Origin of the sequence: Candidatus Microbacterium colombiense (genome assembly GCA_029203165.1) — a bacterium.
In the GTDB taxonomy this organism is placed as follows: domain Bacteria; phylum Actinomycetota; class Actinomycetes; order Actinomycetales; family Microbacteriaceae; genus Microbacterium; species Microbacterium colombiense.
Map to the genome: position 1 here is coordinate 2351172 of CP119308.1, position 23923 is coordinate 2375094.

Genomic DNA, 23923 nt, shown 5'->3' on the forward strand with positions numbered 1-23923 from the left:
GGTCAGCGGCCGACGAGGCCGGTGCGATTGATCAGCAGGTCCAGTGCCTCATCGACGGCTGTGAGCACGCGGGCCGCCGCCTGATAGGCCGTCTGATAGGTCAGCAGGTTGATGGTCTCCTCGTCGCCGTCCACCGACGCATTGGACTGCTGCGCCGTCACCGCAGCCACCGCTCCCATGTCGGCGATGTCAGCGCGCTGCAGGTCGCCGGCCACGGTGACGGCGAATCCGGTGACGAAGCTCGACCACGTCTTGCTCGGCCCCGTCGCTGCGGTCCCGAGTGTGCTGATGCGATCTGCGATCGTGGTGTCCTTCGCGCCTCCGCCCGGTGCAGCGAGGGCGAGCTGGTCGAGTCCGGTGGGAACGACTCGCAGGCCCAGTGCCGCCGGTCCCGAGGCGTCGATGGTGAAGAAATCACCACCCGCCGCGCCGGTGCTGGTGACGCCGGACCGGTGCAGGTCGTTCACGGCGGCGGCCAGGGATGCCGCGGTCTCGTTGTAGGCGGTGGCGACCGCCGCGAGTGATCCGCCGTCACTCGCGGGTGCGAGCGCGCTGATGGTCCCCCCGATCACTCCTCCGCTCACACCGACGGTGAGATCGGGCCTGTCAGCCCACGCGACGACGATGCGACCGGTGTCGGAGAGCTCACGGGGGCCGCTCACCGTGAGCGGACGGCCGACATCTCCCGACACGAGCGCGTTGCCGTCGACGCGCACCGTGAGGGTGCCGTCACTCTCGACCACTCCCTTGGCCCCGACTGCCGTCGACAGCTGCTGTGCGAGCACGTTCCGCTGATCGATGAGCTCGTTCGCGTTGCGACCGGACTGCAGTGCGTCGCGGATCTGCCCGTTGAGCGTCGCGACCTGGCCCGCGACGGCGTTCACATCGGCGATGTCCCTGTCGATCTGACCGCGCAGGTCGGTCCACTGCCCGGCGACGGATTCGTAGCCCGCGGCGATCTGGCCCACGAGCACCTGTGCGTTGGTGAGCACGACCTGCGCGGCGGCCGGCTCCGGCGTGTTGGCGAGATCCGACCATCCGGCCCAGAAACGGTTGAGGTTCGCGGCGAGACCATCAGCGGTCGGCTCCGCCAGCATGCTCTCCGCGCGGGCGGCCACGGTCGCCCTCGCGCTCCAGAATCCCGATGTCGAGAGCGCATCGCGCACTCGGGCGTCGAGCACCGCGTCACCGAGTCGGGCGATACCGGTGACGTTCACGCCGCCGCCGATCCCCAACCCGCTCTTCCAGAGGCCCGTCTGGCCGGGGCCGGTGACGGAGGTCTGGTCGACGCGCTGCCGGGTGTAGCCCGCCGTCCGTTCATTGGCGATGTTCTGACCGGTGACGGTCATGCCCGCCCGAGCGGCGGAGAGAGCGGATTCCGCCATACGAAGACCTGCGAACGAAGACATGGTTCCTCACATCCGGGTGTCGAGAAGTCGGGCGTCGCCGTCGCGCACGACATCGCCCGCTGGGGTGTACTCGCCCGAGGGAACGCCCAGTCCGGCGATCGTCTCCTGAGTGACGCGGATCGCCGTGCGCAGCCGCTGCTCGTTGATCTGCTTCATCTGCTCGATCTCGTCCGCGAGCGCGGTCATCACGGTCAGGTGCCCGGTGAGCACCTCGCGCCATCCCTCCGTCGGCGATGCGTCGATCAGCTCGCGCAGCGTCGTGGCTTCCGGGGCACCCCATTCGTCCGCGGTCGCGACGACCAGCGCATCACGGGAGAGCGCGACGGTCGGCATCGCGGCGAGCACGCGCTCGATCTCGGTGGAGGCATGACGGATCCACCGGTTTCGGCCGGTCGCCAGGAGCATCTGCTGCTCGTCGAGCTTGAAGAGCAGCATCTCGAGCAGTTCGCGCTCCCGCAGCAGTTGCATGCTCAGGTCGTGGGCGGCCACAATACGTCACCTCGTCAGGTCGGGGTCTTCATGACGGGTTCGCCCGCCATACCCACGACTATCGCGACAACGCCGAGGCGAGTAACTCGACCCCGATGGGGAGAATTCCCCATTGACAAACCTCAGGGCGCAGAGGTGAGGCGACCCAGCGCACCGAGCAGGGCACTCTCTGCGGATTCGTCGGCAGACGCCTGCACGGCCTCCTGATTGGCGTCGCTCACCGCCACCACGATCTCGGCGCGGTTGATGCGCATGTCCCGCGGGGCATCGATGCCGATGCGCACACCGCTGGGTGTCACCGCCAGGATCGTGACCGTGATGTCGTCGCCGATCACGATGCTCTCGTTCGCGCGCCTCGTCAGCACCAGCATGCCCATCCGCCTTCCCTGGCTTCGGCGCGTTCACGCCATCCCGCTCACAAAGCTAATGCATACGCTCGTAAACGAGAGGATCCGACCCGCTATACCGCGCTGCTCGGCAACGCCGACTGCGTCGCTCTCACGACGCCGACCACGTCGGTCGCGAGCCCCCCGGAACCGGCCTCGTCGTACGAGAGCACAGGGAGACCATCCACCTGCGATGCGATCATCCTGCGCACCGCCTGACGCAGCGACGGCGCACAGACGAGAACGGGTTCCGGTCCCGATTGTGCGAGCTCTCCGACCGTCCGACGAACCCCTTCCAGCACCTGCAGCGTCGCCTCCGGCGCAAGCACGATCTGCGGCTGCCCGTCGACGACACGCATGCTCTCGAGCATCTGCTGCTCCAGCATCGGCTCGAACATGACGACACGGAGTCGCCCGTCCTCGGCGAATCGCGCGGCGATCGCCGGCCCCAGAGCCGCACGCGCGGCGTCGATCAGACCAGGAGTCTCCGTCGACGTCTTGCCACGCAGTGCCAGCGCCTCGTAGATGCGGGCGAGGTCGTTGATCGGAACCCGCTCCGCGAGAAGTCCGGCGAGCACGCGCTGGATCCCCGCCAACGACAGCACCGCGGGCGTCAGCTCCTCGACCGTCGTCGGGCTGGACTGCTTGAGGTGCTCGGTGAGCTGGCGCACGTCCTCGAGCGACAGCAGGCGATGTGCCTGACTCTGCACCACGTCCGACAGGTGCGTGATGATGACGCTCGCGCGGTCGATGACGGTGGCTCCCGCCATGTCAGCGGCGTGCGACATCTCCGCGGGAACCCACTTGCCCTCGAGGCCGAACACGGGGTCGACCACGACGTCGCCCGGGAGCTGCTCGAGTCCCGTCCCGATCGCCAGCACGTGCTCCCGCGGCACGGCCCCCCGACCCACCTCGACGCCCGCGATGAGGATCGCATACGTCTGAGCAGGCAGCTCGATGTTGTCGCGCGTGCGCACCGGCGGCATGAGGATGCCGATGTCGAGTGCGAGCTTGCGCCGGAGGGATTTCACCCGGGTCAACAGGTCGCCCGCTCCCCCGGACGCCAGATCGACGATGTCGGGCGAGAGGGAGATCTCCAGGGCATGCACCCGCATGCGGTCCATCAGCTCCTCCGGCCCCTCGGAGCCGGCCTCGACCGCCTCCTGCTGCCTCGTGTCCGCTTCGAGCGCGGCTTCGCGATCCTCGTTGGCTTTGACACGCGAGGCGGCGAACAACAACACGGCGCCGATCCCCGCGAACACCAGCAGCGGCATCCCGGGGATGAACCCCATCGCGATCGCCGCGAGGCCCGTGATCACGAGGGCGTTTCGCGACTGGAGCAGCTGCCGCGCGGCAGCTTGGCCCATCTCGGCCTCGACGTTCTCGCGCGTCACGATCATGCCGGTGGAGACGGCCATGAGCAGTGCGGGGATCTGAGTGACCAGACCATCGCCGATCGTCAGGATGCTGTAGGTCTCCAGCGCGTCGGTCATCTCCATGCCGTGCTGGGCCATGCCGATGATGATGCCGCCGACGAAGTTGATGATCACGATCACGATGCCCGCGATGGCGTCGCCCTTGACGAACTTCGATGCGCCGTCCATCGCACCGTAGAAGTCGGCCTCGGCGGCGACCTCCGCGCGGCGTCTGCGCGCCTCGGAATCGGTGATCAGTCCGGCGTTCAGGTCGGCATCGATCGCCATCTGCTTGCCGGGCATCGCATCGAGGGTGAAGCGCGCACCCACCTCGGCCACACGTTCCGCACCCTTCGTGACCACCACGAACTGGATCACGGTGAGGATCAGGAAGATGACCGCTCCGATCACCAGAGACCCGCTGATCGTGATCTGCCCGAAGGCCTGGATCACCTGCCCCGCATGGGCCTCGCTCAGCACCAGGCGCGTCGAGGCGACGTTGAGGCCCAGGCGGAACAGCGTCGCGACCAGCAGGAGGCTCGGGAACACCGAGAAGTCGAGTGGCTTCTTCACGAACATGGCCGTGAGGAGGATGAGGAGCGCGAACGAGATGTTCACCACGATCAGCACGTCCAGCAGCGGAGTGGGGATGGGCACGATGAGCAACAGGATGATGCCGACGACACCGACCGGGACGGCTCCCTTGGACAGTATTTGACCGAACATGCGTGTCACCTTCTCGTTTCAGTGCGGCAGCAGCGCCGGGTCAGAGTCCGCGTTCGCGGGTGTTCGCGAACGGCATCGTGTGCGTGCCGCGCGCCGAGCCGCGGCGTTTCAGATGCTCGATGAAGGCGAGCACCTGGGCCACCGCGGTGTAGAGCTCTTCCGGGATCTCCCGACCGATCTCGCAGGCGGAGTGCAGGGCACGGGCGAGGGGGATGTCGCGCACCATCGGCACGCCGGCGGACTCGGCCTTCTCGCGGATCTTGAGGGCCACCACGCCGGCGCCCTTCGCCACGACGCGCGGGGCGGACTTGCCCGGCTCGTACCGCAGCGCCACAGCGACGTGGGTGGGGTTCACGAGCACGACATCACTGTCGGCGACCGCGGCGATCATACGATTGCGACTCAGCGCGATCTGCCGCGAACGTCGCTGCGAACGCACGAGAGGGTCGCCTTCGCTCTTCTTGTGCTCGTCTTTCGCCTCCTTCTTCGTCATGTGCGTGTGCTTCCGGTTGCGGCGCATCACGACTGCGACGTCGATCGCCGCGAGCAGGATGCCGACGACGACCGCGACCTGGAGCAGTGCGACCGCTCCCCCGGCGGCCTGTTCGAGCAGCCAGCTGATGTTGTGGCTGCCGCTCGCCATCAGCACCGGAACCAGGCCGGAGACGACGATCCACAGCGCGAGCCCGATGGCGACCGTCTTCAGCAGGGCCTTGGCGCCCTCCCACAGGGCCTGGCGGCCGACGACCCGCTTCAGCCCGGCCACGATGTTGAACTGCTCGGCACGCATCGTGACGCCTCGGAGGTGGATCCCACCCTGAGCGACGGCGGTCGCGGTGGTGGCGAGGAGCACGACCAGCAGGAGCGGCAGCAGGATGCCGCCCATCGAGGCCATCGCCTCGCTCAGCACCTGCATCGCCGCACCCGGCGTCGGGTTCGCGGCGATCGGAGTGACACGCAGGAACAGTTCGGTGAGCACCTGGGTGGCCGAGGCGATCGCCGGCAGCGACATGATCGCGGCAGCGGCGATGCAGACCCAGGCCGTGAAGTCCTGGCTCCGCCCGATCTGGCCCTTGCGCCGCGCCTCCTTGAGTCGTTGGTCGGTCGTCTTCTCGGTACGTTCGCCCGTGTCGGTCTCACTCATCGCGTCACCACCACGAGCAGGCGTGCGGCCTCATCGGCGATGGCCGCGACGACCCCGGGCAGAGCGGCGTACACGAAGCCGACGAGCAGGAGTGTGAGCCCGATCTTGATCGGGAAGCCCATCGCGAAGGCGTTCAGCGCGGGGGCGACGCGCGTCACAAGGCCCAGGCCGACGTCGGCGAGGAACAGCACGATGAGCAGCGGACCCGCGATCTGCACCGCACTGAGCATCATCTGCCCCGCGGCGCCCATGAGTGCTTCGGCAGGACGGGCGAGATCGATCATCCCCGTCACCGGCACGGCGTCGAACGAGCGGAACAGGCCGCCCAGCACCAGCTGATAGCCGTCGGAGGCGAAGAGCAGCACGATCGCGGTCATCTGGAACAGCCGCGTGAACTGTGCGCCGTTCACGGCCATGCCCGGATCGAACGCCTGCGCGAGCTGGAATCCGCCGAACGTGTCGACGAGGTGGCCCGACCCCTGGATCGCGCTGAACAGCACCATGACGAGGAAACCCAGCAGCGCGCCGGTGAGAGCCTGCCCGACCAGCGCGAGCATGAAGCCGCCGGTGTCGAGACGCTCATAGCCGGCGGTGACGACCGGGGAGACCGCAAGAGCGAGACCGACGCCCAGCATCGCCCGGATGCGCATCGGCACCGTCGCGTGGCTGAACGGCGGCGCGATCACGAGGAACGCCGTGATGCGCACGCAGGCGAGCGCCGTCGCCTCGAGCCACGTGAAGTCGATCGGGATGTGCATCAGCCGCCGTCCAGGAGTGACGGGATGCGCGCGAACAGTTCGTTCGTGAAAGCGATGAGCTCGGCGATCATCCAGTGCCCGCTGATGAGCAGGGCGATGCCGACGGCGACGAGCTTCGGCACGAAGGAGATCGTCATCTCCTGAACCTGGGTGATCGACTGCAACAGCGAGATCGCGAAGCCCACCACGAGAGCCGTGATCAGCAGGGGCGCACAGAGCTTGGCCGCGAGGATCAACGCCGCCTGGCCGATGTCGATGACCGCCTCGGGATTCATCCGCCGCCTCCGCTGTACGACTGCACGAGGGCGGTGATGACCATTCCCCACCCGTCGATGAGCAGGAAGAGCAGGATCTTGAACGGCAGCGAGATCATCACCGGCGGCAGCATCATCATGCCCATCGACATCAGCGCGCTCGCGACCACCAGGTCGATCACCAGGAAGGGGACGAAGATGATGAACCCGATGAGGAACGCGGCGCGCAGCTCACTCAGCATGAACGCGGGCACGAGCGTCTGCAACGGGATGCTCGACGCGTCAGTCGGGTTCTCCATCTGCGCGGCGCGGTGCATCAGGGCGATGTCCTCCTCGCGCGTGTAGGCGAGCATCCATTCCCGCAGCGGCTCCTGGGCGAGTTCGAACGCCCGCCCGAAGTCGATCTGGCCGTCGGTGAACGGGGCGACGGCGACCGTGTTGACGTCGGTGAGCACGGGCCACATGATGAACAGCGTCAGGAACAGGCTCAACCCGGCGAGCACCTGGTTCGGCGGGATCGACGGCAGCGAGAGCGCGTTTCGGGTGAGGGCGAGCACCACGAAGATCTTGGTGAAGCTCGACATCATCAACAGCAGAGCCGGCGCGACGCTCAGCACCGTGATGCCGAGCAGCGTCATGATGCTGTCGGACGGCGAACCGTTGATGCCGTTGATCGTCACACCCTCGCCGTCGGTGTTCTCGATCGGCAGGAGTCGTGTCGCGGCGTGCGCACCGCTGGCGTCCCAGAGCACCACGACGGCCGCGAGCACCAGCACCGCGGCAGCGAGCCCCCAGAGACGGCGCTGCCGCCGGCGCACCCGCGCAGACAGCGCGGAGGCGGGAGCGATTGCGGGCACGGCGGCACTCCGAAGATGGGTGACGTGGCCGATCCGTAGCCAGGGGGTCGAGCGATCCGTGCTCGGAGACGACTATCGCGACGCCGGCCGCATCGCGTAACCGCACGACGGCCGGTGATCCGCTCAGGCGACCGACTTCAGCGCCCGCTCCCCCTCATCCGACAGCCCGAGGGGGTCCTCGACCGACTCCGTCGTCTCCATTGACTCGGAATCCTCCTGGGCCACGGGTGCCTCCTGCGTGTCGACGACACTGATCCCGTGCTCGGTGACCCCGAGCACGTAGCGGATGCCGCCGAACTCCGCCACGACCAGCTGTGCCTTCGCGCCGATCCCCGAGCGCGCCACGACGACGATCTTCTCCGCCCGCGCCCGAGCGCCCCGGCCCGACGCGGGCAGCCGCGCGGCGCCCTGCTTGCGACCCATCGGGCTCGGAAGCAGAGCGGCGAGCGGGTTGCCGCCCTTGCTGCTCGCCTTCTGCAGGCGTCGGCTGAGGAACAGCAGAAGGCCGAGCACTGCGGCCAGCGCGACGATCATGCGCAGCGCGACGAGCAGGTCGTCCATCCTCAGACGCTCTCTGCGCCGTCGAGGATACGCTCCACGCGGATCGCGAAGTCACCGTCGGCGACGACCACCGTGCCGTGCCCGATCAGTCGACCGTTCAGCTTGATGTCGGCGGGAGACCCCGCGGCACGGTCGAGCTCGACGACGTGCCCGGGCTCGAGCGAGAGCACCTCGCGCACGGGCATGCGCGTGCGACCGATCTCGACGACGAGTTCCATCTCGACACCGGCGATACGGCTGAGTCGCTGCGGTCCGCCCGACGTCGTGCCCGCGCGGTCGCCGTCGATGCGCACCGACGCCCGTGCGGTGATCACGCCGCCGGCGTCGACCAGGTCGAACACCTGTGTCCCGGGAGCGGTGAACACCTCTGCGGCGCGGACCTGCTCGCCTGCTCCGAGCGAGCCCGTTCCCAGCACGGCGGCGGCGGCCTCGAACACGGGGTGCAGGCGGTCGGCCAGCTCTGCCGTGCCGGAGCCGTCTTCGAGGTGGTCGGGGTCGACGACCTGGATCGCGATGCGCACCCCGGGTGTGCCGGTGAAGGTCACCGCCACGGCGTCGCCCGTGGCGCCGGGGTCGGTGGACGGCGTCGGGATCACGGGGTACGCGAACGGCAGCTTGCCGGCGATCGCAGCGGCGATCGCCGTCTCGTGGAAGGTGCTCATCAGGGGGTCTCCTCGTGGGTGGTCGTGATCGTGCAGGCGAGGCGTGAGCCCCGGCTGCCGGGCGTTGCTCTGGCGATGGGAGTCCGGTCGGCCATCAGTTCATACGGGGTGGTCTCGGGGTGCGGGAGGCGCAGGAGATCGCCCGGCGCGAGGCTCAGCACTTCTCCGGCGGCGATCGTGATCGGCGCCAGGCGCAGTGTGATCTCGAGCGGAGTGCTGTGCACCTGATCGCGAGTGTGTCCTGCGCCCTTCGCCGCTGCCGCGTCAGCACCGGACGCGGCAAGTCGATCGACGACCGCGGAGGCCGGGAGCATCACGGAGGCGACGGTCTGCGTGTCACCCAGACGCATCGTGTAGCGTGCGACGATCACGGCGGCCGAACCCGCGATGACCTGCAGATACTGCGGGTTGTAGTGCACACCACCGAACAGCGGATCGCCCGGGAGCAGGGTGCCCATGCTCGCGGAGAGATGCTCGAAGGTGCCCTCCATCAGGTTGCGCACCAGCGCGAGCTCGATGGGGGTGAACGTGCGCGACTCGGGGAGCGACGAGCTTCGGCCGCCCATCATCTGCACGACCCAGAGCAGGGCACTGTCGAGGCCGAACTGCACGACGCAGGGCTCTTCTCGATCGGCGAAGGAGCCGGCCACCATCGCCGTCGTGCTCGGCAGCGTCTGCGCGTACTCCTCGTAGGAGATGAGTTCGACGGCGTCGAGAGAGAGGTGTGTGCGTACGCGGATCTTGTCGGTGAGCTGCGACGACCACAGCCGCGCGAACGACTCGAACGAGGCTTCCAGGCGTCGGATGCTGTCGCGACCCAGCTGCGCGGGGCGGCTGAAGTCGTAGGCGGGATACCGGCCGGCCGGTTCGTCCAGCGCGATCGCAGTGGTCATGGATGGCTCCTCGGAGATGGTGGACACGGTGCCTCAGCTCGTCTCTGCTGCTTCGGCGAGGGCGGGGAGCAGTGCTCGCACCTGGTCTTCCTCGTTCGATTCGACGACGATGTCGACACGTCTGTTGCTGGCGAGCGCCTCCGGGCTGTCTCCGTCACGCAGGGGACGCGTATCGGAGAAGGCGATCGCCTTCACCCTGGCGCCGGCGATGCGCTCGTGCTCCACGAGGAAGCGGGCGACCTGCGTGGCGCGACCGCCCGAGAGCTCCCAGTTGGTGGGGTACGGTTCGGCGGCGTGCCGGCGATCCGCGTGCCCTTCCACGCTCACCTGGTTGTCGACGGTGGTCAGCACGTCGCCGATCGCGTCGAGCACGCCGTCCGCCTTCGCGGACAGGGCGGTGCTGTTGTCGGCGAAGAATGTCTCGGCGCCGACGAGACCCACCTTGAGACCCCGGTCGTCGATCACGAAGTCGACGGCGTTCTGGAGTCCCTGCGCGGCGAGTGCGGCCCGGATCTGCTCCCGCAGCTCTTCGAGCGACTCGTACTCCGCGGCGGCACGCGCGGTGAGGTCGGCCTCGCCGTTCTCGTCGGCGATCTCGGGAGGGATGACAAGGCCTTCCGAGATGTCGGCGCCGCCCGTGGTGGTCTCTTCCTGCCCGAAACCGGTCGCCAGGCTGTTGGCGAGGAGCTCGAACTTCGTCTTGTCGACGTTCGACACCGCGAAGAGCACGATGAACAGGCACATCAGGACCGTCACCATGTCGGCGTAGGACACGGCCCAGCGCTCATCGGGCTCGTCGTGCGAGTCGTCCTCGTGCCGGCGTCCGCCACCGGAGCGGCGGCCGGTGCTCACCGGGACTCCTCCGGACCGGTCGCATCGGCGGGCTTGGGGTTCTCGCTCTTACGGCGCTTCGGCTTGACCGTCGAGAGTGCCTCGAGGCGCTCCTGCAGCAGATGCGGCGCGCTGCCGGCCTGGATGGCGAGCATGCCCTCGCTGATGAGCATCATCCGCTCCAGCTCGACGGCACCGATCCGCCCCATCCGCCCGGCGATCGGATTCCAGATGAAGTTGGCCGAGAGCAGTCCCCACAGGGTGGCGACGAATGCTGCCGCGATCATCGGTCCGAGGTGGTCGGGCTCATCGAGCTTCTCGAGCACGTGCGTCAGGGAGACGACCGTTCCCACGATGCCGATCGTGGGGGCGTACCCGCCGAGCGAGGCGAAGAACTTCGCAGCGACACGGTTGCGCGACGACGTCGCGGTGATCTCGTCATCCATCATCATGCGCAGGTCGTCGGCGTCGGTGCCGTCGGCCAGCGCCTGCAGCGACTGGCGGATGAAGGCGTCGGGCGCTCCATCGACCTCCTGCTCGAGAGCCAGGAGCCCCTCGCCGCGTGCCTTCTCGGCATACCCGACGAGGAACGGGATCACGGCCTCAGGGGTGGACCGGGGGCCGCGCACCATCCGACCGAGGCTGCCGATCGCCAGCCGCGTGTCGCGCAGGGTGTGGCTCGCGATGCCGACGCCGATCGTGGAGCCGAGAACCAGGATCATCGGGGCGGGGATGAGCAGCGCCTCGAAACTTGCCCCCTCCATGGTGATCATGGCGACGAGCGCACCGAAGGCCAGCACGACGCCGATCAGGAATGCGGGATCCACGTTCAGTCCCCCGTCGTCCGACCGAGCGCCTGGGCAGCATCGAGCACTCTCGCGCGGTAGGCGATGATGAGCTCGACGATGCTGTCGACACTCTCCTGCACGACGTAGACGCCACCGTCGACCATGTGCAGGGTCGTGTCCGGCGATGCATGCACACGTTCGATCAGGTCAGGGTTCACCGCGAACCGGGTGCGGTCGAGGCGGGTGACGATGATCATCGGACGATCTCCGGGCGTGGGGCGAGAAGCGGGACAGCCCCGACTATCGCGACGCGGCCCGCCCCGGGTAACCGGGACGGGCCGCGTTCGGCGAACGAATCCGCTCAGGAGCGCGCGTCAGCGCTTGAGCTGGGTCAGTTCCTGCAGCACCTCGTCGCTCGTGGTGATGATGCGGGCGTTCGCCTGGAAACCACGCTGGGCGACGATCAGGTTCGTGAACTCCTGGGAGAGGTCGACATTGCTCATCTCGAGCGCACCCGAGACGAGCCCGCCGAATCCGGCCTGCCCGGCTTCCCCGATCTGCGCACCACCGGAGTTCACCGACACCCGGTACGCCGTGCCGCCGGCCTTCTCCAGCCCTTCGGGGTTCGCGAACGTCGCCATCGCGATCTTGCCCAGAGTGCGGGTCGCTCCGTTGCTGAACGTGCCGACGATCGATCCGTCGCCGGTGATCGCGTAGGACTTGAGCGTGCCCGCCGCAGCGCCGTTCTGCCCCGACACCGCGACCGTCGAAAGGCTCGCATAGCCCGTGACGGCCCCGAGATCGACGCTGACATCGCCCGCGGCGAGGGTGAGCCCGGCGCCCGCCTGCTTGCCATCGGTGAACGTGAGCGATCCCGTCGCCCCGCTGACGGGCTCGGAGACGTCCCACCCGGTCGCCGACTTCGTGAACGTGAGACTCAACGTCGTCGGAGTGCCCTGCGCGTCGAACACCGTCACGTCGCGCACGAGCTCATCGCCGACGGCTGCCGTCGACGGCAGGTTGCCGGTGACGGTCGCGCCGGTCGTCGCCCGAGCCGGAGAGACGGCGTCGAGCGGCAGCACGATGTTCCCGATCGCCTGCCCCGTGTTCACGATGCCGTTCTGCGCCGACCACCCCTGCACGACGGCGCCGTCGGCGGTGACCATCTTGCCCGTCGGGTCGAACGAGAATCCTCCGGCACGGGTGTACAGCGTCTCTCCGCCCGCGCGCACGGCGAAGAATCCGTCGCCCGAGATCATGAGGTCTCCCCCACGTCCGGTGGCCTGGGTCGACCCCTGCGCGAAGTTGGTGCGGACTCCGGCGACCTGCACGCCGAGTCCCACCTGGGCGGGGTTGCGTCCGCCGACCTGGTCGTCAGGGATGCCGGCATTGCCGATGAGCTGCGAGAGGGAGTCCTGGAACACGACGGACGAGCCCTTGAACCCTGCGGTGTTGACGTTGGCGATGTTGTTGCCCGTCACGTCGAGCATGGTCTGGTGCGAGCGGAGGCCGGAGATTCCGGAGTAGAGCGAGCGGAGCATGGGGTTCTCTCTTCCTGGATGAGTGGGGTATCAGGCGGCGGGGGCGTTCGCCGCGGGGGTGGACGTGGAGGTGATGCCGGTGATGGCATCGAGGGCGATGGTCTTACCGCCGATCGTGACCTGCGGGATGGGACCGTCGAACGACACCTTGGTGACGATGCCCGAGGCTGTGGTTCCATCGGCATCCTTGTAACTGGCCTCTTGACCGATCAGTGCGGTCGCTGCCTGTCGCATGTTCAGCGCGAACGCCTCGACCCCGTTGTCGGCGAGGGTGGTCAGCTGCTCCATCATCGCCAGCTGGGTCGTCTGCGAGATCATCTCGTTGGTGTTCATCGGGCTCGACGGATCCTGGTGGGTCAGCTGCGTCACCAGGAGTTTGAGGAAGACCTCGCCGTCCAGCACCTGCTTGCGCGCTGCGGGGTCGGACGTTCCTCCCGTGTAGATCGAGCTCGGCGCGCTCACGGCGTCGACGGTCATTGTCGTGTCCTCTCAGGCGAAGGTGTCGAGACCCGCGCCGGAGACGGCGTGGGTGGTGGTCGTGGTGGTGGTCGTCGAGAAGGTCTCGAAGGCACCGTCGGCGCGGTGTCGGCTGCCCGGTGCCGCGTCACCGGAGTCACGGCCGCCCGACGGCTGGCCGCCCGGTGCGTTCGCGGCCCCCTGCGGCGTGTCGCGATCCGTACCGCCCGCATCCGCCGACGTACCGGAGCCGAGTGAGAGGCTCGCGTGCGGCATGACGGCCGTGAGATCACGCCGGAGGTCGGTGACGATCGACCGCAGAGCCTCGCGGCCCAGATCGGTCGCGCCGAGCAGTTCGACCCGCACGTCGCCTGCGGCACTGATGTGCGCGCGCACGGTGACGGGCCCGAAGGTGTCGGGGTTCACCGTCATCGTGAGCTGGTGACTGCCCACGGGGCGTTGCACGATGCTCAGCACAGCCGGCGACACCTGCGCGGCCACGCCCCTCGTCGGCACCGTCGCGGCCTCCGGCGCCGCATCGGCACGGATCGGCGCGATCGGCGGAGTGGAGATGGAGGCGGTGATGCCCTGCGGCGTCTGCTGCGCCGTCCCCACGCCCGTGCCCGTCCCCGTGCTGTGCTCCGGCCTGGCGACAGCGTCACCGATCTGCCCCTGCGGCGGGGTGGAGCCCGCCGGCTGCTCGGCGTCGATCGACGTGGCGCCGACCGCTGAAGCGGATGCGCTAGACGTCGGCGCGGCGTGCACGACGGCCACCGCGTCGGATCCGGCGGCCGTCGTGTCCGGCGGAGTGGTGGCCGACGGAGTGGTGGCCGGCGGCGTCATGGGAGGCGGGGTCATGGGAGGCAGAGTCATCGGAGGCTGCGCGCGATCGGAAGGCATCGTCGCGCTCGCAGGCCCAGCGAGCTCTACTGCCTCGACGGATGCAGAGGGGGATGCAGCGGACGCCGTGCCGGATGCCGCTTCCGCACCAGCGGTCGGCGAAGCATCCGTCATCGACTCGATCCCCGGCACAGGCAGTGTCGGGAGCGCTGCCTGCGCGGCCGCCTGCAGGTCGAGAACAGGGGGTGATGGTGACATGACGAGCGCAGACTCGCCGGTGCCCCCGTGCCCACCGGTCTGCGAGTCTCCGATGTCGGAGGGCAGGTCATCGGCGACCGATGCGCCGGGTTCGGGCATCGGCGTCGACTCGTCGGCGCCCGCGAGAATCCGCTCGGCCAGAGCCAGCGCGGTGCCGAACGACGTGGTCGCCGCAGCACCCTCGGCGCCGACAGATCCCTCCGGTGATGAGGCGAACAGCGCACCGAGAGCGCTCGCCGCAGGCGACCGATCGCTGCTCGCCAGGGAGACGCCGCTCATGCCGACCTCTCCTCACGGAGGCTGCGCACCACGGCGATCTCGTCGAGCGCGGTCTGCTCGGCGTGACGCTCCGCCTTCACGGTGTCGGCACGATGAGCACCCTCCAGCCGTTCGAGACCTCGCAGTTCGCGTCGGGCTTCGACATGCGATGCCTTCGCCGTCTCCTCCTCGGAACGCCGCAGCTCGGTGAGAGTCTGAAGGTCGCTGAGCGCGCTGCGTCCGGCCGCCCGGGCAGCCGCCATTGCGAGCAACGTGTGGGCATCGCCGACCTGGGCGCTGATCTCCGACAGGCTCACGACGGCTCCCTGCTCGGCGACCTCCGCCTGTCGCCGCGCCGACGTCGTGCGGGAGAGCTGCTCGGCGGCCATCTTCTCCTGGGCGTCGCGGACGCGCAGGAGACCTGCGAGGGGAAAGGTCATGGGATCAGTCCTCCGAAGTCGTTCGTGAGTTCAGCGATGCGTCGCCAGGATTCTTCGGCGCCGGTGAGGTCGTCCATGCTCTGTGTGAGGAACCCCGAGATCGACTCCTCATGGGAGAGCGCCGCGTCGACCAGCGGATTCGCCCCCTGCCGGTAGGCCCCGATGTCGATCAGGTCGTTCGCGCTGCGCCGGGCGGCCAGCACGCTGCGCAGCCGCACGGCATGCGCCCGTTGCTCCGCCGTCGTGATCTTCGAGACGACCCGCGAGATGGAGCCCAGCACATCGACGGCGGGGAAATGACCGCGCACCGCCAGCGCGCGGTCGAGCACCACATGGCCGTCGAGGATTCCGCGGGCGGCGTCGGCGATCGGCTCGTTGTGGTCGTCGCCGTCGACGAGCACCGTGTACAGCCCGGTGACCGATCCGACCGGGCCCGTTCCCGCGCGCTCGAGCAGCCGGGCGAGCACCGAGAACGTCGAGGGCGGATACCCGCGGGTGGCCGGCGGCTCGCCGGCGCTCAAACCGATCTCACGCTGCGCCATCGCCACGCGCGTCAGCGAGTCCATCATCAACATGACGTTCGCGCCGTCGTCACGGAACGCCTCGGCGATGCGCGTCGCGACGAACGCCGACCGCATGCGCACCATCGCCGGCTGATCGGAGGTGGCGACGACGACGACCGCACGCGCCAGCCCTTCGGGGCCGAGGTCGTCTTCGAGGAACTCACGCACCTCACGGCCGCGCTCCCCCACCAGGGCGATCACGGTCACATCCGCAGTGGATCCCCGAGCGATCATCGACATGAGTGACGACTTCCCGACCCCTGATCCGGCGAAGAGCCCGAGGCGCTGCCCCGTGCCCACCGGGGTCATCGTGTCGAGGACACGCACGCCGAGTCCGAGCTGGGTGTCGATCCGCTGCCGCTGCAGGATGCTCGGCGGTTCGTGATCGAGAGGCGAGAACGTCACGGTCGAGCCGAGCGGCCCCTTGCCGTCGATCGGCCGGCCGAGCCCGTCGAGAACGCGTCCGAGAAGGGCACGCCCCGTGGGCACCTGCAGGCGTGAGCCGGTGTGGAGCACCCGCGCTCGCGCGGTGATGCCGGCGAGTGGACCCAGCGGCATGCAGCGCGCCGACCCACCGTCGACCGCGACCACTTCCGCATCGATCGAACGGCCCTGCGGCACCTCGATGCGTACGTGATCGCCGACAGCGGCATCGATTCCCGTGACCTCGGCGCCCAGCCCCAGCACTGACGTGACCGTGCCGGACCGCTGAGGCCGTGCGGCATCGAGCGCCTGCCGCCACGTCGCCGTCGCGACACTCATCCGAGCACCTCGGAGTCGTGATCGGCCGCACCCTGCAGCGCCTCAGCAGCGCGCTGGAGTGCCCGCCCGATTCGCGTGTCGACGGCGCCGTCCTCGACCTCGACGATCGCACCGCCCGCGCCCACCGATGGTGAGTCGACGATGTCGATGTCGCGCAGCAGTCTCGATGCCTCCGCGTCGTCGCCGATGATCGCCCGGTCCTGCGGATCGAGCGTGACGCGATGCCACCGCTCCATCGGCATCTCATCGAGCGCACGCCGGAGTGCGTGCGATGCAGAACGCGCCGGATCCGACAGCTCGACGCCCAGGATCACCGACGCGAGCTCGACGGCGAGCTCCTCGATCCGCTGGGCGGACAGTGCACTGAGCGATTGGACGCGTCGCTCGACACCTGTTGACGCGTGGTGCAGCGCCTCCAGCGCGATCCCTCGATCGACGACGAACGACGCGTGTTCCTGCTCCCTGCGGACGGACTCTGCGGCCTGCTCGGCACGCCCCTCCTCGAATGCCGCCCGGCGACCTTCGGCATACCCTTCCGCGTATCCGCGGACGCGTGCACGTTCGGCCTCGCCGCGAAGATCGGTCGGCGTCTCCCCCACGCGCGGCACGACGAGAGGGGTGAAGGCGTTGTCGGATCGCATCATTCGATGAGCTCGTCCTCGTCTTCGCGAGAGATGGTGATCTCCTCCGCCGCCTCCAGCTCGCGGATGATGCGCACGACCTCGGCTCGAGCCTCGTCGACCTGGCGCACGCGCACAGAGCCGAGCACGCGGGCCTCCTCGGCCAGATTCTCCTGGTTGCGCTCGGTCATGTTGCCGGTGACCTTCGCGGCGATCTGCTCGTCGGCACCCTTCAGCGCCAGTGCGAGCACCCGCAGATCCAGTCCGCGGAGAACGCGTTGCGCGTCACGGTCCTCGAGACGCGTGATGTCGGCGAAGGTCACCATGCGGCTGCGGATGTCTTCCGCGAGGGCGAGGTCGCGGCCCTCCAGGCTCGCGAGCAACGCCTTCTCGAGAGCGGTGTCGGAACGGCTGATGATCTCGACGAGAGGCTGCACGCCTCCGATCGACTCATGGTTGTCACGCATCGCGAACACACCGGTGCGCGATCGCAGCGAATCGGCCACGATCGAGATGGCCTCCTGCGTCGCCGTGCCCATGGTCGCGATCGCCTGGGCGACGTCGGTGCGCAGCGGGTCCTGCAGAGCGGTGAGCACGGCCGCGGCGCGATCGGCGCGGAGGTTCGCGAGCACGACCGCGACGGTGGTGGGCAGCTCCCCCTCCAGAATCGTCGCGAGTTGGGCGGGATCGGCGGCATTGAGGAAGTCGAACGAGACGGCGCCCTGCGACATCACGCGGCCGACCATCCCGACCGCCTTCTCCCGGCCGAACGCGGTCTCCAGCAGACCGGTGGCGAGTTCCTGTCCGCCGCGCGACGGCACCGATCCTCCGGTCGCGATGCGCTTGAACGCGCCCAGCGCCTGAGCGGTCGCGGCGACATCGACACCACCCAGCTGTGTCAGTTCGGCGGCGAGCAGTTCGGAGCGATCCTCGCCGAGGTGACGCAGTACCTCGGCGCTGGCTTCCCTGTCCATGTTCAGGAGCACGATCGCGGCCTTGCGGAGCCCCGTCATCGCGACGAGGGCGACCTCAGAGCCGGATGCCGCGTTCGCATCGATCGCGTCGGCGCCGGTCGTGGGGAGATCGATCTGCACGCTCATACGGTGGACTCATCCATCAGGCTGGCCAGGGCCGTGGCGGTGGCGCGGGGTTCCCGCTTGGCGATGTCATCGATCTCGCGACGCCGACGATCGACCAGTACCTGATCCATCTCCGGCTCCTCCTCGATGTCGAGGATCGCGGTAGGCGACACCTGTGGCAGCAGAGGAGCGGTGATCGCCTCACGATCCTGCAACCCCTTGAGCGACTTCAGCTTCTGCTCTTCGCTCTCACTCAACGTGGACAGGTACTCGATCGGCCCCTCGTCCGTGTAGACGACCCGGCGCTTCATACGCTGACGCAGCGAGAAGAACACGACGAGGATGACCACCGCGAGCAGGATCGAGCCGCCGATGATCACCGCGCGCAGCAGCTCCTGCTGGAACTGCGCCTCGCGCTCTGCTTCCGCCGCCTGCAACGCCGTCTGCGCAGCGGTCGCGCCGGATGCCGCGAACTCCACGAACTCCACGGCGATCGTGTCGCCCCGATCGACGTCGATGCCTGCCGCCGAGGCCACGAGAGCTTCGACCTGTGCGGCGGTCACCCCCGTGACGTTGCCCCGGTTCAGCGCGATGCTGACCGTCTGGCGTGTCACTTCCCCCGCCGGCGTGATGGTCTTCTCCGTCGACTTGTTCACGGCGTTGCTGCGGGACGACTCCTCGATCTCGTACGAACCGTCACCGTTCGCATTGTCGGGAACGGCGATGTTGTCCGGGCCCAGCACGCCGGTCCCGGTGCCCTGACCGCCGTTGTAGGTCTCGGTCTTCGTCTGCTCGGACGGGCTCAGCTCTCCGTCGGGCGCCGAATACGTCTCGTCCATCCGCTCGGAGGTGGAGTTGGCGACGTCGGCGGCGACCGTCACCGTGGCGTTGCCCGGTCCGACGATGGTCTCCAGCATCCGACTGACGGATGCCGCCACTTTGGCCTCGTGCTCGGTGGCCTGCTTCGAGGAATTGCCCGCGACTCCGGATCCGACTGCTGAGAGCACCGTGCCGTTCTGGTCCGTCACCGCGACGTCCTCGGGGGTCATCCCCGGCACCGAGGCGCTTGTCAGATGGATGATGGCCTCGATCTTCTCGTCGCTGAGGCGGGAGCTGTTGCGGGTCTTCACGAACACCGACGCGGTCGGGCTCTGACGCTCGGAGACGAAGACGCTCTCCTCGGGGATCGCGAGCTGCACGGATGCGGTGCTGATGCCGTCCATCGCGCTGATCGTGCTCGCCAGCTCCCCCTCGATCGCCCGCTTGTAGGTGACCGACTGCTGGAACTCGCTCGCGGTGACGCCCATCTTGTCGAGCAGCGTGTAGCCCTCGCTGGAGTCGCCCGGAAGTCCCGCCGACGCCGCGGCGAGACGTTGCGGGTAGACCTCCGCGTCGGGAACAAGGATGGTCGCGCCGCCCTCGGTGAGTTCGTATCCGACTCCGGCTGACTTCAGCTGTTCGACGACGGCCGAGGCATCGCCGGCGCTGAGCCCCGTGAACAGTGGGCTCATCTGAGGCTTGGTGAGCCACGTTCCGAGCGCGATCGCTCCCATCACGAGCAGAGCCACCCCGATGATGGCGATCGTGCGCTGGGCGACAGTGAATCCCGAGACGATCAGCTTGAGCCGCTCGTAGGAGCTGGTGAGCATCTTCGGCACGGTCAGGCCTGCATCCGCATGATCTCGTTGAACGCGGAGACGCTGCGATCACGCACGGCGACCACCAGGTCGAGGGTGACTCCGGCGCGCGTCGAGGCGATCATCGCCTGGTGGATGTCCTGCAGATCTCCGGTGACCGCCTTCACCGCGAGTTCGTTCGACGTCGACTGCAGCTGCTGCAGACCTTCGACGGCGCCGGTGAGCGACGTCGCGAAGGCCCCGGCGGATCCGGTGGCCCCGGCGGCGTCCGCGCCGGTCTCGAAGCTGAGCGACGACAGCGGAGCGACCCCGGCGGCGGAGACCGCGTCGATGGGAGAGGTCATCAGTTGCGTCCGATCTGGAGTGCCGCCTCGTACGTGGTCTTCGCACGGTCGACGACCGCCGCATTCGCCTCGTAGCCCCGCTGGGCGAGGATCAGCATGCTCATCTGATCGCCGAGCTCGATGTTCGGGTACTGCACGTAGCCGTCTTCATCGGCGTAGGGATGCTCCGGGTCGTACACGCGCTTCGCCTCCGCCTCGGATTCGACGACGCCGGACACGTAGACCCCGGGGCCGTCCGTTCCCGCGCTGACGGTGACGAGCTTCTCGCGGAACGCCTCTTCGCCCACCGGCGTCGCCGTGTTGATGTTGGCGATGTTGTCGCTGAGGGCATCGAGCCACTTGCGGTGCACGTTCAAGCCCGTGCCGGCGATGCCGATCGCATCGAAGGTCATGCGGATGCCTGCCCGATCGCCTTGGTGATCGAGGTCGCCTGACCTGCGATCGCCTGACTGGCGAACTGGAACCGGAGCACGGTGTCGATGTTCGACAGCGTCTCGGTGTCGAGGTTGACGTTGTTGCCGTTCAACCGGGTCGGCTCCAGGGAGCGCTCGATGGTGGGTGCGACCGACCCCGAACCTCCGTCGACGGCCCGTCGGAGCTCGTCTTCGAACTGCACCCTCTTGGCGTGATAGTCGGGGGTGTTGATGTTGGCGATGTTCTCGGCGATCGACCGCTGACGCAGAGCCAGGCCATCGAGCGCGCTGATCAGCGCGGAGGAGGTTACGGATTCGAGCACGGCGGCACCCCGGACGTTGATGGAGAAGCCGATCCGTGGCCAATCGTCGAGCGATCCCTGCTCAGCGTCGACTATCGCGACGCACCCCCGGATGCGTAACCTGCCGGGTCAGCCTTCCACGTCGAGGTAGGCCGGCGTGTCCTGCGGAGTCGTCGGCACTCGTCGGAGGGCGGCGAGCTCGCGCGCGACGTTCGCCCGAGACGTCATGAGGCCACTGATCATCGTCTGCTGACGGATCAGCACCGCCTCGGCCCTTTCCCGAAGTTCATCGGGGACGGGACCCGCGGGGGCATCGAACGGCTGTGCGTCGCGCTGCGAATCAGCGGCGTCGAGTGCACGCTCGAACTGATCGAGTACGGTCAGCCATTCGGCGAGGTTGTCCGACACGATCGATCAGGCCAGCGCAGAGGTCGCCGTGGGTGCGGCGGCCGCGGTCGTGGCCGCAGCCTGATGCCAGGCCTCGCGCAGCGGCACGACGAGCTCGCGGCACTCGCCGGTTGCGGCCCGATCACGTGCGATGTTCGCGTCGATCAGACGTCCGGTGAGGTAGGTGTAGAGCGCACGCAGGTCCCCTGCACCGTCCCAGACATCGGTGAGCGAGCCGTGGAGTTCCGCGACGATCTGCTGCGCGTGCGTCAGGTGGGCTCCCGCGGCCGTCCAGTCCGACGAATCCTGAGCCGCGGCTGCCCGATCGATGTCGACGAGCAGACGGTCGTAGAGCATCGTCAGGAGCCGCTCCGGAGATGCCGAGGCGACCTGCTGCTCGAGATACTGCTGCTTGGCGCGTGCGAGGGAGGTGAGGGACATCGTTCTGATCTCCTAGCGGGTGCGAGGGGTGAGAGGTGCGGGCGACGTCACGACGAGGACGACGAGGTGGACAGGCCCGCGAGCTGCGACGAGAGCCAGGACGACTGTGATTGCAGCTTCGAGAGCTGCACCTCGAGCTGCGAGTACGTGCGCTCGAGCGTCGCCCTGCGCTGCTCGAGGCGGATGTCCCAGCGCTCGACCTGGGACTTGAGCGTCTTGACCTCGGACTCCTGTCCGGTGATGCGCTGCGTCAGCAGACCGTCGTACTTGTCGGAGTACTTGGTCGTGACCTCCTGCAACCGGCCCGACAGTCCGGAGAACACGGCCTGCGCCTTCTCGGGGTCCTCCGCGAGCGCCCGGGTGAACTTCTCCGCGTCGAAGGAGAGAACGCCCTTGTCGCTGATCGAGATGCCGATCGTCGAGGGCGAGACCCCGTCGACCGGATACTGCACGGCATCCGCCAACGCTGTGCGCAGATTGCGGACGGTGCTGTCCCCCGTGAACACGCCGAGCGTGGTCTTCTCCCCCACCGCACCGACCGTCGACTTCGACCCGTTGTCGATGCGGGTGAGCAGGGAGGCGATCTCCTTGATGAACGCTTCCGCCTTGGTCGTCTGCGCCTTCGCGTCCAACGCGACCGAGACCACGATCGAGTCCGCGCCCGCCTTCGAGACGGTGACGTCGATGTCCTCGCCGATGCTGATGGTGTTGCTCGCGCTGATCAGCGTCTGCTCGGCCGCGGTGCCGGCGAACATGCGCACCCTGGCATCGGCACCCTGCGCGAGGACGGCAGCGCCGGTCTCAGCCGCCATATCCGCAGCGGTTCCGGAGGCGACCTCGGCAGCCGTGCCTCGGTGCAGAGCGAACGAGCTCGCGGCTCCCGTGTCGGTCGCGGTCAGTTGGATGCGCGAGAGGGCCTTGCCGTCGGCATCGGTGCCCGCCGGCACGACCGTCGCCGTCACGCCGGCCTTCGCGGCATTGATCGCCTTCGCCAGCTCCTGCGGGCTGGAGCCCGCCGGGGTGATCGCGGTCTGGGTGCCGTCTGACGCGACGAGCGTGAACTCCCCGCCCCAGGCCTCCGCGCCGCCGGCGGCCGTGATCACGGAGTGCGCCGCAGCGACCGCGTCGACCACGATGCTCGTCGAGAACGCGCTGGCCTTCGCGCCGGCGGTGACCGTGACGCTCTCGGCGGAGGAGGATGCGGTGAACGCGGCGAGCGACGTCGCTCCTGCCGCGGTCTTCGCCTTGGCCATCAGGTCCTGCAGCGACTTGTTCAGCGACTGCAGGTTGGTGATGATGGTGCCACGGTCGGTGATCTTGTTCGCGATCAGCTTCTTCGGGATCGCCGCCACGTCCATGAGGGCGGTGATGAGCTCGTCGGTCTTGAGCCCGGATACCAGTCCGTCGAGTTTCATCTTCGATGCCTTCTGTGCGTGCGGAGTCGATGGTCCTACAGGAAGGCGCTCGGGCGGAGACCTCTCCGCCCGAGCGCCTCATGCGCCTCAGGCGCAGCGGCTCAACGGAGCAGCTGCAGGACGCCCTGGCCCGACTGGTTCGCCTGCGCGAGCATGGCGGTGCCGGCCTGCTGCAGGATGTTCGCAGCGGTGTACTTGACCATCTCGGCTGCCATGTCGGTGTCGGCGATACGGCTCTTGGCCGCCGACAGGTTCTCGGCCGAGACCTGCAGCGAGTTGATGGTCGACTCGAAGCGGTTCTGCACCGCACCGAGGTCGGCACGAGCCGAGGAGACGCTCTTGATGGCCGTGTCGACCGTGGTGATGGTCGCCGCTGCCAGCGTGGGCGTCGCGAATCCGTCGGTGGTGACGATGGCGGTCTTGAGGTCCGCCGCGAGCGTCTTGATGTCGGCGGAACCGAGGTTCACCGTGATCTGGCTCGAGGCGGCGCCGTCGGCACCGACCTGGAAGCTCAGCACGCCGTCGCCTGCCGCACCGGCCGAAGCATCCAGCAGCTTGATGCCGTTGAAGTTCGTGGTGTCGGAGATGCGCGTGAGCTCGTCGACCAGCTGGGTCACCTCGGTGGTGATGGCCTTGCGGGAGTCGACGTTGTTGGAGTCGGATCCTGCCTGGACCGCGAGGTCGCGGACACGCTGCAGGATGGAGTGGACCTCGGTCAGCGCGCCTTCAGCGGTCTGGATCACCGAGATGCCGTCCTGGGCGTTGCGGGCTGCGACGTTCAGGCCGTTGACCTGCGAGCGCAGACCCTCGGAGATGGCCAGACCGGCGGCGTCGTCGGCTGCGCGGTTGATGCGCAGACCGCTCGAGAGCTTCTCGAGCGACTTCGAGACGTCGTTCTGGTTGGCGGACAGGTTGCGGTACGAGTTGAGCGCACTGACGTTGGTTGCGATCTGAAGACCCATGAATATCCTCCGTGGTTATGGGACTGAATGCG

General features: G+C 68.3%; 29 protein-coding genes. All 29 read right to left on the reverse strand.

Annotated elements, in window-relative coordinates; genetic code table 11:
• Positions 1-2 precede the first annotated feature (2 nt).
• The 29 genes from flgK to P0Y60_11490 all read right to left on the reverse strand — a co-directional run bounded on the left by flgK (position 3) and on the right by P0Y60_11490 (position 23891).
• Positions 3-1409 (reverse strand): flagellar hook-associated protein FlgK, encoded by a 1407-nt coding sequence (gene flgK / locus P0Y60_11350; GenBank protein ID WEK59941.1) that lies wholly within the window; start codon positions 1407-1409, stop codon positions 3-5.
• Between the two features lie 6 nt (positions 1410-1415).
• A complete protein-coding gene (gene flgN, locus P0Y60_11355) occupies positions 1416-1898 on the reverse strand; it encodes a flagellar export chaperone FlgN (GenBank protein WEK59942.1) in 483 nt (160 codons plus the stop codon).
• Between the two features lie 122 nt (positions 1899-2020).
• The gene (gene csrA, locus P0Y60_11360; protein WEK59943.1) at positions 2021-2269 is read right to left on the reverse strand and encodes a carbon storage regulator CsrA; all 249 of its coding nucleotides are present in this window, start codon (positions 2267-2269) and stop codon (positions 2021-2023) included.
• 89 nt (positions 2270-2358) lie between these two features.
• Positions 2359-4425, reverse strand: a complete 2067-nt coding sequence (locus tag P0Y60_11365; protein WEK59944.1) for a flagellar biosynthesis protein FlhA — start codon at positions 4423-4425, stop codon at positions 2359-2361.
• A 40-nt stretch (positions 4426-4465) separates the two neighbouring features.
• On the reverse strand, positions 4466-5569 hold the full coding sequence (locus P0Y60_11370) for an EscU/YscU/HrcU family type III secretion system export apparatus switch protein (GenBank protein ID WEK59945.1): 1104 nt from the start codon (positions 5567-5569) through the stop codon (positions 4466-4468).
• Positions 5566-6327: a flagellar biosynthetic protein FliR gene (locus P0Y60_11375; GenBank protein WEK59946.1), complete on the reverse strand. Its 762-nt coding sequence runs from the start codon at positions 6325-6327 to the stop codon at positions 5566-5568. Before P0Y60_11375 ends, P0Y60_11370 begins: the two co-directional genes overlap by 4 nt.
• A complete protein-coding gene (fliQ, locus tag P0Y60_11380) occupies positions 6327-6602 on the reverse strand; it encodes a flagellar biosynthesis protein FliQ (protein ID WEK59947.1) in 276 nt (91 codons plus the stop codon). The genes P0Y60_11375 and fliQ overlap by 1 nt, the downstream gene beginning before the upstream one ends.
• Positions 6599-7411: a flagellar type III secretion system pore protein FliP gene (gene fliP, locus P0Y60_11385; protein WEK62908.1), complete on the reverse strand. Its 813-nt coding sequence runs from the start codon at positions 7409-7411 to the stop codon at positions 6599-6601. Before fliP ends, fliQ begins: the two co-directional genes overlap by 4 nt.
• A 150-nt stretch (positions 7412-7561) precedes the next feature.
• Positions 7562-7999 carry a flagellar biosynthetic protein FliO gene (locus P0Y60_11390; protein WEK59948.1) on the reverse strand — a complete coding sequence of 146 codons (438 nt, stop codon included), beginning with the start codon at positions 7997-7999 and terminating at the stop codon, positions 7562-7564.
• A 2-nt stretch (positions 8000-8001) separates the two neighbouring features.
• Complete coding sequence (locus P0Y60_11395) at positions 8002-8661, reverse strand: FliM/FliN family flagellar motor switch protein (protein WEK59949.1); 660 nt, start codon at positions 8659-8661, stop codon at positions 8002-8004.
• The gene (locus P0Y60_11400; protein ID WEK59950.1) at positions 8661-9554 is read right to left on the reverse strand and encodes a flagellar motor switch protein FliM; all 894 of its coding nucleotides are present in this window, start codon (positions 9552-9554) and stop codon (positions 8661-8663) included. The genes P0Y60_11395 and P0Y60_11400 overlap by 1 nt, the downstream gene beginning before the upstream one ends.
• Before the next feature lie 33 nt (positions 9555-9587).
• The gene (locus tag P0Y60_11405; protein ID WEK59951.1) at positions 9588-10406 is read right to left on the reverse strand and encodes a flagellar motor protein MotB; all 819 of its coding nucleotides are present in this window, start codon (positions 10404-10406) and stop codon (positions 9588-9590) included.
• Positions 10403-11212, reverse strand: a complete 810-nt coding sequence (locus tag P0Y60_11410) for a MotA/TolQ/ExbB proton channel family protein (GenBank protein WEK59952.1) — start codon at positions 11210-11212, stop codon at positions 10403-10405. The genes P0Y60_11405 and P0Y60_11410 overlap by 4 nt, the downstream gene beginning before the upstream one ends.
• A gap of 2 nt (positions 11213-11214) precedes the next feature.
• A complete protein-coding gene (locus tag P0Y60_11415) occupies positions 11215-11430 on the reverse strand; it encodes a flagellar FlbD family protein (GenBank protein ID WEK59953.1) in 216 nt (71 codons plus the stop codon).
• Between the two features lie 117 nt (positions 11431-11547).
• Positions 11548-12714 carry a flagellar hook protein FlgE gene (locus P0Y60_11420; GenBank protein ID WEK59954.1) on the reverse strand — a complete coding sequence of 389 codons (1167 nt, stop codon included), beginning with the start codon at positions 12712-12714 and terminating at the stop codon, positions 11548-11550.
• Between the two features lie 30 nt (positions 12715-12744).
• Entirely contained in the window at positions 12745-13191 is a 447-nt protein-coding gene (locus P0Y60_11425) for a flagellar hook capping FlgD N-terminal domain-containing protein (protein WEK59955.1), read from the reverse strand.
• Between the two features lie 12 nt (positions 13192-13203).
• Positions 13204-14547, reverse strand: coding sequence for a hypothetical protein (locus P0Y60_11430; protein WEK59956.1), 1344 nt, complete (start codon positions 14545-14547; stop codon positions 13204-13206).
• On the reverse strand, positions 14544-14966 hold the full coding sequence (locus tag P0Y60_11435) for a hypothetical protein (GenBank protein ID WEK59957.1): 423 nt from the start codon (positions 14964-14966) through the stop codon (positions 14544-14546). The genes P0Y60_11430 and P0Y60_11435 overlap by 4 nt, the downstream gene beginning before the upstream one ends.
• A complete protein-coding gene (locus P0Y60_11440; protein ID WEK59958.1) occupies positions 14963-16291 on the reverse strand; it encodes a FliI/YscN family ATPase in 1329 nt (442 codons plus the stop codon). The genes P0Y60_11435 and P0Y60_11440 overlap by 4 nt, the downstream gene beginning before the upstream one ends.
• On the reverse strand, positions 16288-16935 hold the full coding sequence (locus P0Y60_11445; GenBank protein WEK59959.1) for a FliH/SctL family protein: 648 nt from the start codon (positions 16933-16935) through the stop codon (positions 16288-16290). Before P0Y60_11445 ends, P0Y60_11440 begins: the two co-directional genes overlap by 4 nt.
• On the reverse strand, positions 16932-18005 hold the full coding sequence (fliG, locus tag P0Y60_11450; GenBank protein WEK59960.1) for a flagellar motor switch protein FliG: 1074 nt from the start codon (positions 18003-18005) through the stop codon (positions 16932-16934). The genes P0Y60_11445 and fliG overlap by 4 nt, the downstream gene beginning before the upstream one ends.
• A 2-nt stretch (positions 18006-18007) precedes the next feature.
• Positions 18008-19639, reverse strand: coding sequence for a flagellar basal-body MS-ring/collar protein FliF (gene fliF, locus P0Y60_11455; protein WEK59961.1), 1632 nt, complete (start codon positions 19637-19639; stop codon positions 18008-18010).
• An 11-nt stretch (positions 19640-19650) separates the two neighbouring features.
• The gene (gene fliE, locus P0Y60_11460; protein WEK59962.1) at positions 19651-19971 is read right to left on the reverse strand and encodes a flagellar hook-basal body complex protein FliE; all 321 of its coding nucleotides are present in this window, start codon (positions 19969-19971) and stop codon (positions 19651-19653) included.
• Positions 19971-20363 (reverse strand): flagellar basal body rod C-terminal domain-containing protein, encoded by a 393-nt coding sequence (locus P0Y60_11465; protein WEK59963.1) that lies wholly within the window; start codon positions 20361-20363, stop codon positions 19971-19973. The genes fliE and P0Y60_11465 overlap by 1 nt, the downstream gene beginning before the upstream one ends.
• Positions 20360-20707, reverse strand: a complete 348-nt coding sequence (locus tag P0Y60_11470; GenBank protein WEK59964.1) for a flagellar biosynthesis protein FlgB — start codon at positions 20705-20707, stop codon at positions 20360-20362. Before P0Y60_11470 ends, P0Y60_11465 begins: the two co-directional genes overlap by 4 nt.
• 108 nt (positions 20708-20815) lie before the next feature.
• Positions 20816-21094 carry a hypothetical protein gene (locus P0Y60_11475; protein ID WEK59965.1) on the reverse strand — a complete coding sequence of 93 codons (279 nt, stop codon included), beginning with the start codon at positions 21092-21094 and terminating at the stop codon, positions 20816-20818.
• Positions 21095-21100: 6 nt separating this feature from the next.
• Entirely contained in the window at positions 21101-21514 is a 414-nt protein-coding gene (fliS, locus tag P0Y60_11480) for a flagellar export chaperone FliS (GenBank protein ID WEK59966.1), read from the reverse strand.
• A gap of 47 nt (positions 21515-21561) precedes the next feature.
• Positions 21562-22929: a flagellar filament capping protein FliD gene (gene fliD / locus P0Y60_11485; protein WEK59967.1), complete on the reverse strand. Its 1368-nt coding sequence runs from the start codon at positions 22927-22929 to the stop codon at positions 21562-21564.
• 101 nt (positions 22930-23030) lie between these two features.
• The gene (locus P0Y60_11490; GenBank protein WEK59968.1) at positions 23031-23891 is read right to left on the reverse strand and encodes a flagellin; all 861 of its coding nucleotides are present in this window, start codon (positions 23889-23891) and stop codon (positions 23031-23033) included.
• Positions 23892-23923: the final 32 nt, after the last annotated feature.

What these genes read in the sequence shown, in the direction of transcription:
- flgK (WEK59941.1), bottom strand. Translation starts at nt 1,409, where the DNA reads ATGTCTTCGTTCGCAGGTCTTCGTATGGCGGAATCCGCTCTCTCCGCC.
- csrA (WEK59943.1), bottom strand. Translation starts at nt 2,269, where the DNA reads ATGCTGGTGCTGACGAGGCGCGCGAACGAGAGCATCGTGATCGGCGAC.
- P0Y60_11365 (WEK59944.1), bottom strand. Translation starts at nt 4,425, where the DNA reads ATGTTCGGTCAAATACTGTCCAAGGGAGCCGTCCCGGTCGGTGTCGTC.
- P0Y60_11370 (WEK59945.1), bottom strand. Translation starts at nt 5,569, where the DNA reads ATGAGTGAGACCGACACGGGCGAACGTACCGAGAAGACGACCGACCAA.
- P0Y60_11375 (WEK59946.1), bottom strand. Translation starts at nt 6,327, where the DNA reads ATGCACATCCCGATCGACTTCACGTGGCTCGAGGCGACGGCGCTCGCC.
- fliQ (WEK59947.1), bottom strand. Translation starts at nt 6,602, where the DNA reads ATGAATCCCGAGGCGGTCATCGACATCGGCCAGGCGGCGTTGATCCTC.
- P0Y60_11390 (WEK59948.1), bottom strand. Translation starts at nt 7,999, where the DNA reads ATGGACGACCTGCTCGTCGCGCTGCGCATGATCGTCGCGCTGGCCGCA.
- P0Y60_11395 (WEK59949.1), bottom strand. Translation starts at nt 8,661, where the DNA reads ATGAGCACCTTCCACGAGACGGCGATCGCCGCTGCGATCGCCGGCAAG.
- P0Y60_11400 (WEK59950.1), bottom strand. Translation starts at nt 9,554, where the DNA reads ATGACCACTGCGATCGCGCTGGACGAACCGGCCGGCCGGTATCCCGCC.
- P0Y60_11415 (WEK59953.1), bottom strand. Translation starts at nt 11,430, where the DNA reads ATGATCATCGTCACCCGCCTCGACCGCACCCGGTTCGCGGTGAACCCT.
- P0Y60_11420 (WEK59954.1), bottom strand. Translation starts at nt 12,714, where the DNA reads ATGCTCCGCTCGCTCTACTCCGGAATCTCCGGCCTCCGCTCGCACCAG.
- P0Y60_11425 (WEK59955.1), bottom strand. Translation starts at nt 13,191, where the DNA reads ATGACCGTCGACGCCGTGAGCGCGCCGAGCTCGATCTACACGGGAGGA.
- P0Y60_11430 (WEK59956.1), bottom strand. Translation starts at nt 14,547, where the DNA reads ATGAGCGGCGTCTCCCTGGCGAGCAGCGATCGGTCGCCTGCGGCGAGC.
- P0Y60_11435 (WEK59957.1), bottom strand. Translation starts at nt 14,966, where the DNA reads ATGACCTTTCCCCTCGCAGGTCTCCTGCGCGTCCGCGACGCCCAGGAG.
- P0Y60_11440 (WEK59958.1), bottom strand. Translation starts at nt 16,291, where the DNA reads ATGAGTGTCGCGACGGCGACGTGGCGGCAGGCGCTCGATGCCGCACGG.
- P0Y60_11445 (WEK59959.1), bottom strand. Translation starts at nt 16,935, where the DNA reads ATGATGCGATCCGACAACGCCTTCACCCCTCTCGTCGTGCCGCGCGTG.
- fliF (WEK59961.1), bottom strand. Translation starts at nt 19,639, where the DNA reads ATGCTCACCAGCTCCTACGAGCGGCTCAAGCTGATCGTCTCGGGATTC.
- fliE (WEK59962.1), bottom strand. Translation starts at nt 19,971, where the DNA reads ATGACCTCTCCCATCGACGCGGTCTCCGCCGCCGGGGTCGCTCCGCTG.
- P0Y60_11465 (WEK59963.1), bottom strand. Translation starts at nt 20,363, where the DNA reads ATGACCTTCGATGCGATCGGCATCGCCGGCACGGGCTTGAACGTGCAC.
- fliS (WEK59966.1), bottom strand. Translation starts at nt 21,514, where the DNA reads ATGTCCCTCACCTCCCTCGCACGCGCCAAGCAGCAGTATCTCGAGCAG.
- fliD (WEK59967.1), bottom strand. Translation starts at nt 22,929, where the DNA reads ATGAAACTCGACGGACTGGTATCCGGGCTCAAGACCGACGAGCTCATC.
- P0Y60_11490 (WEK59968.1), bottom strand. Translation starts at nt 23,891, where the DNA reads ATGGGTCTTCAGATCGCAACCAACGTCAGTGCGCTCAACTCGTACCGC.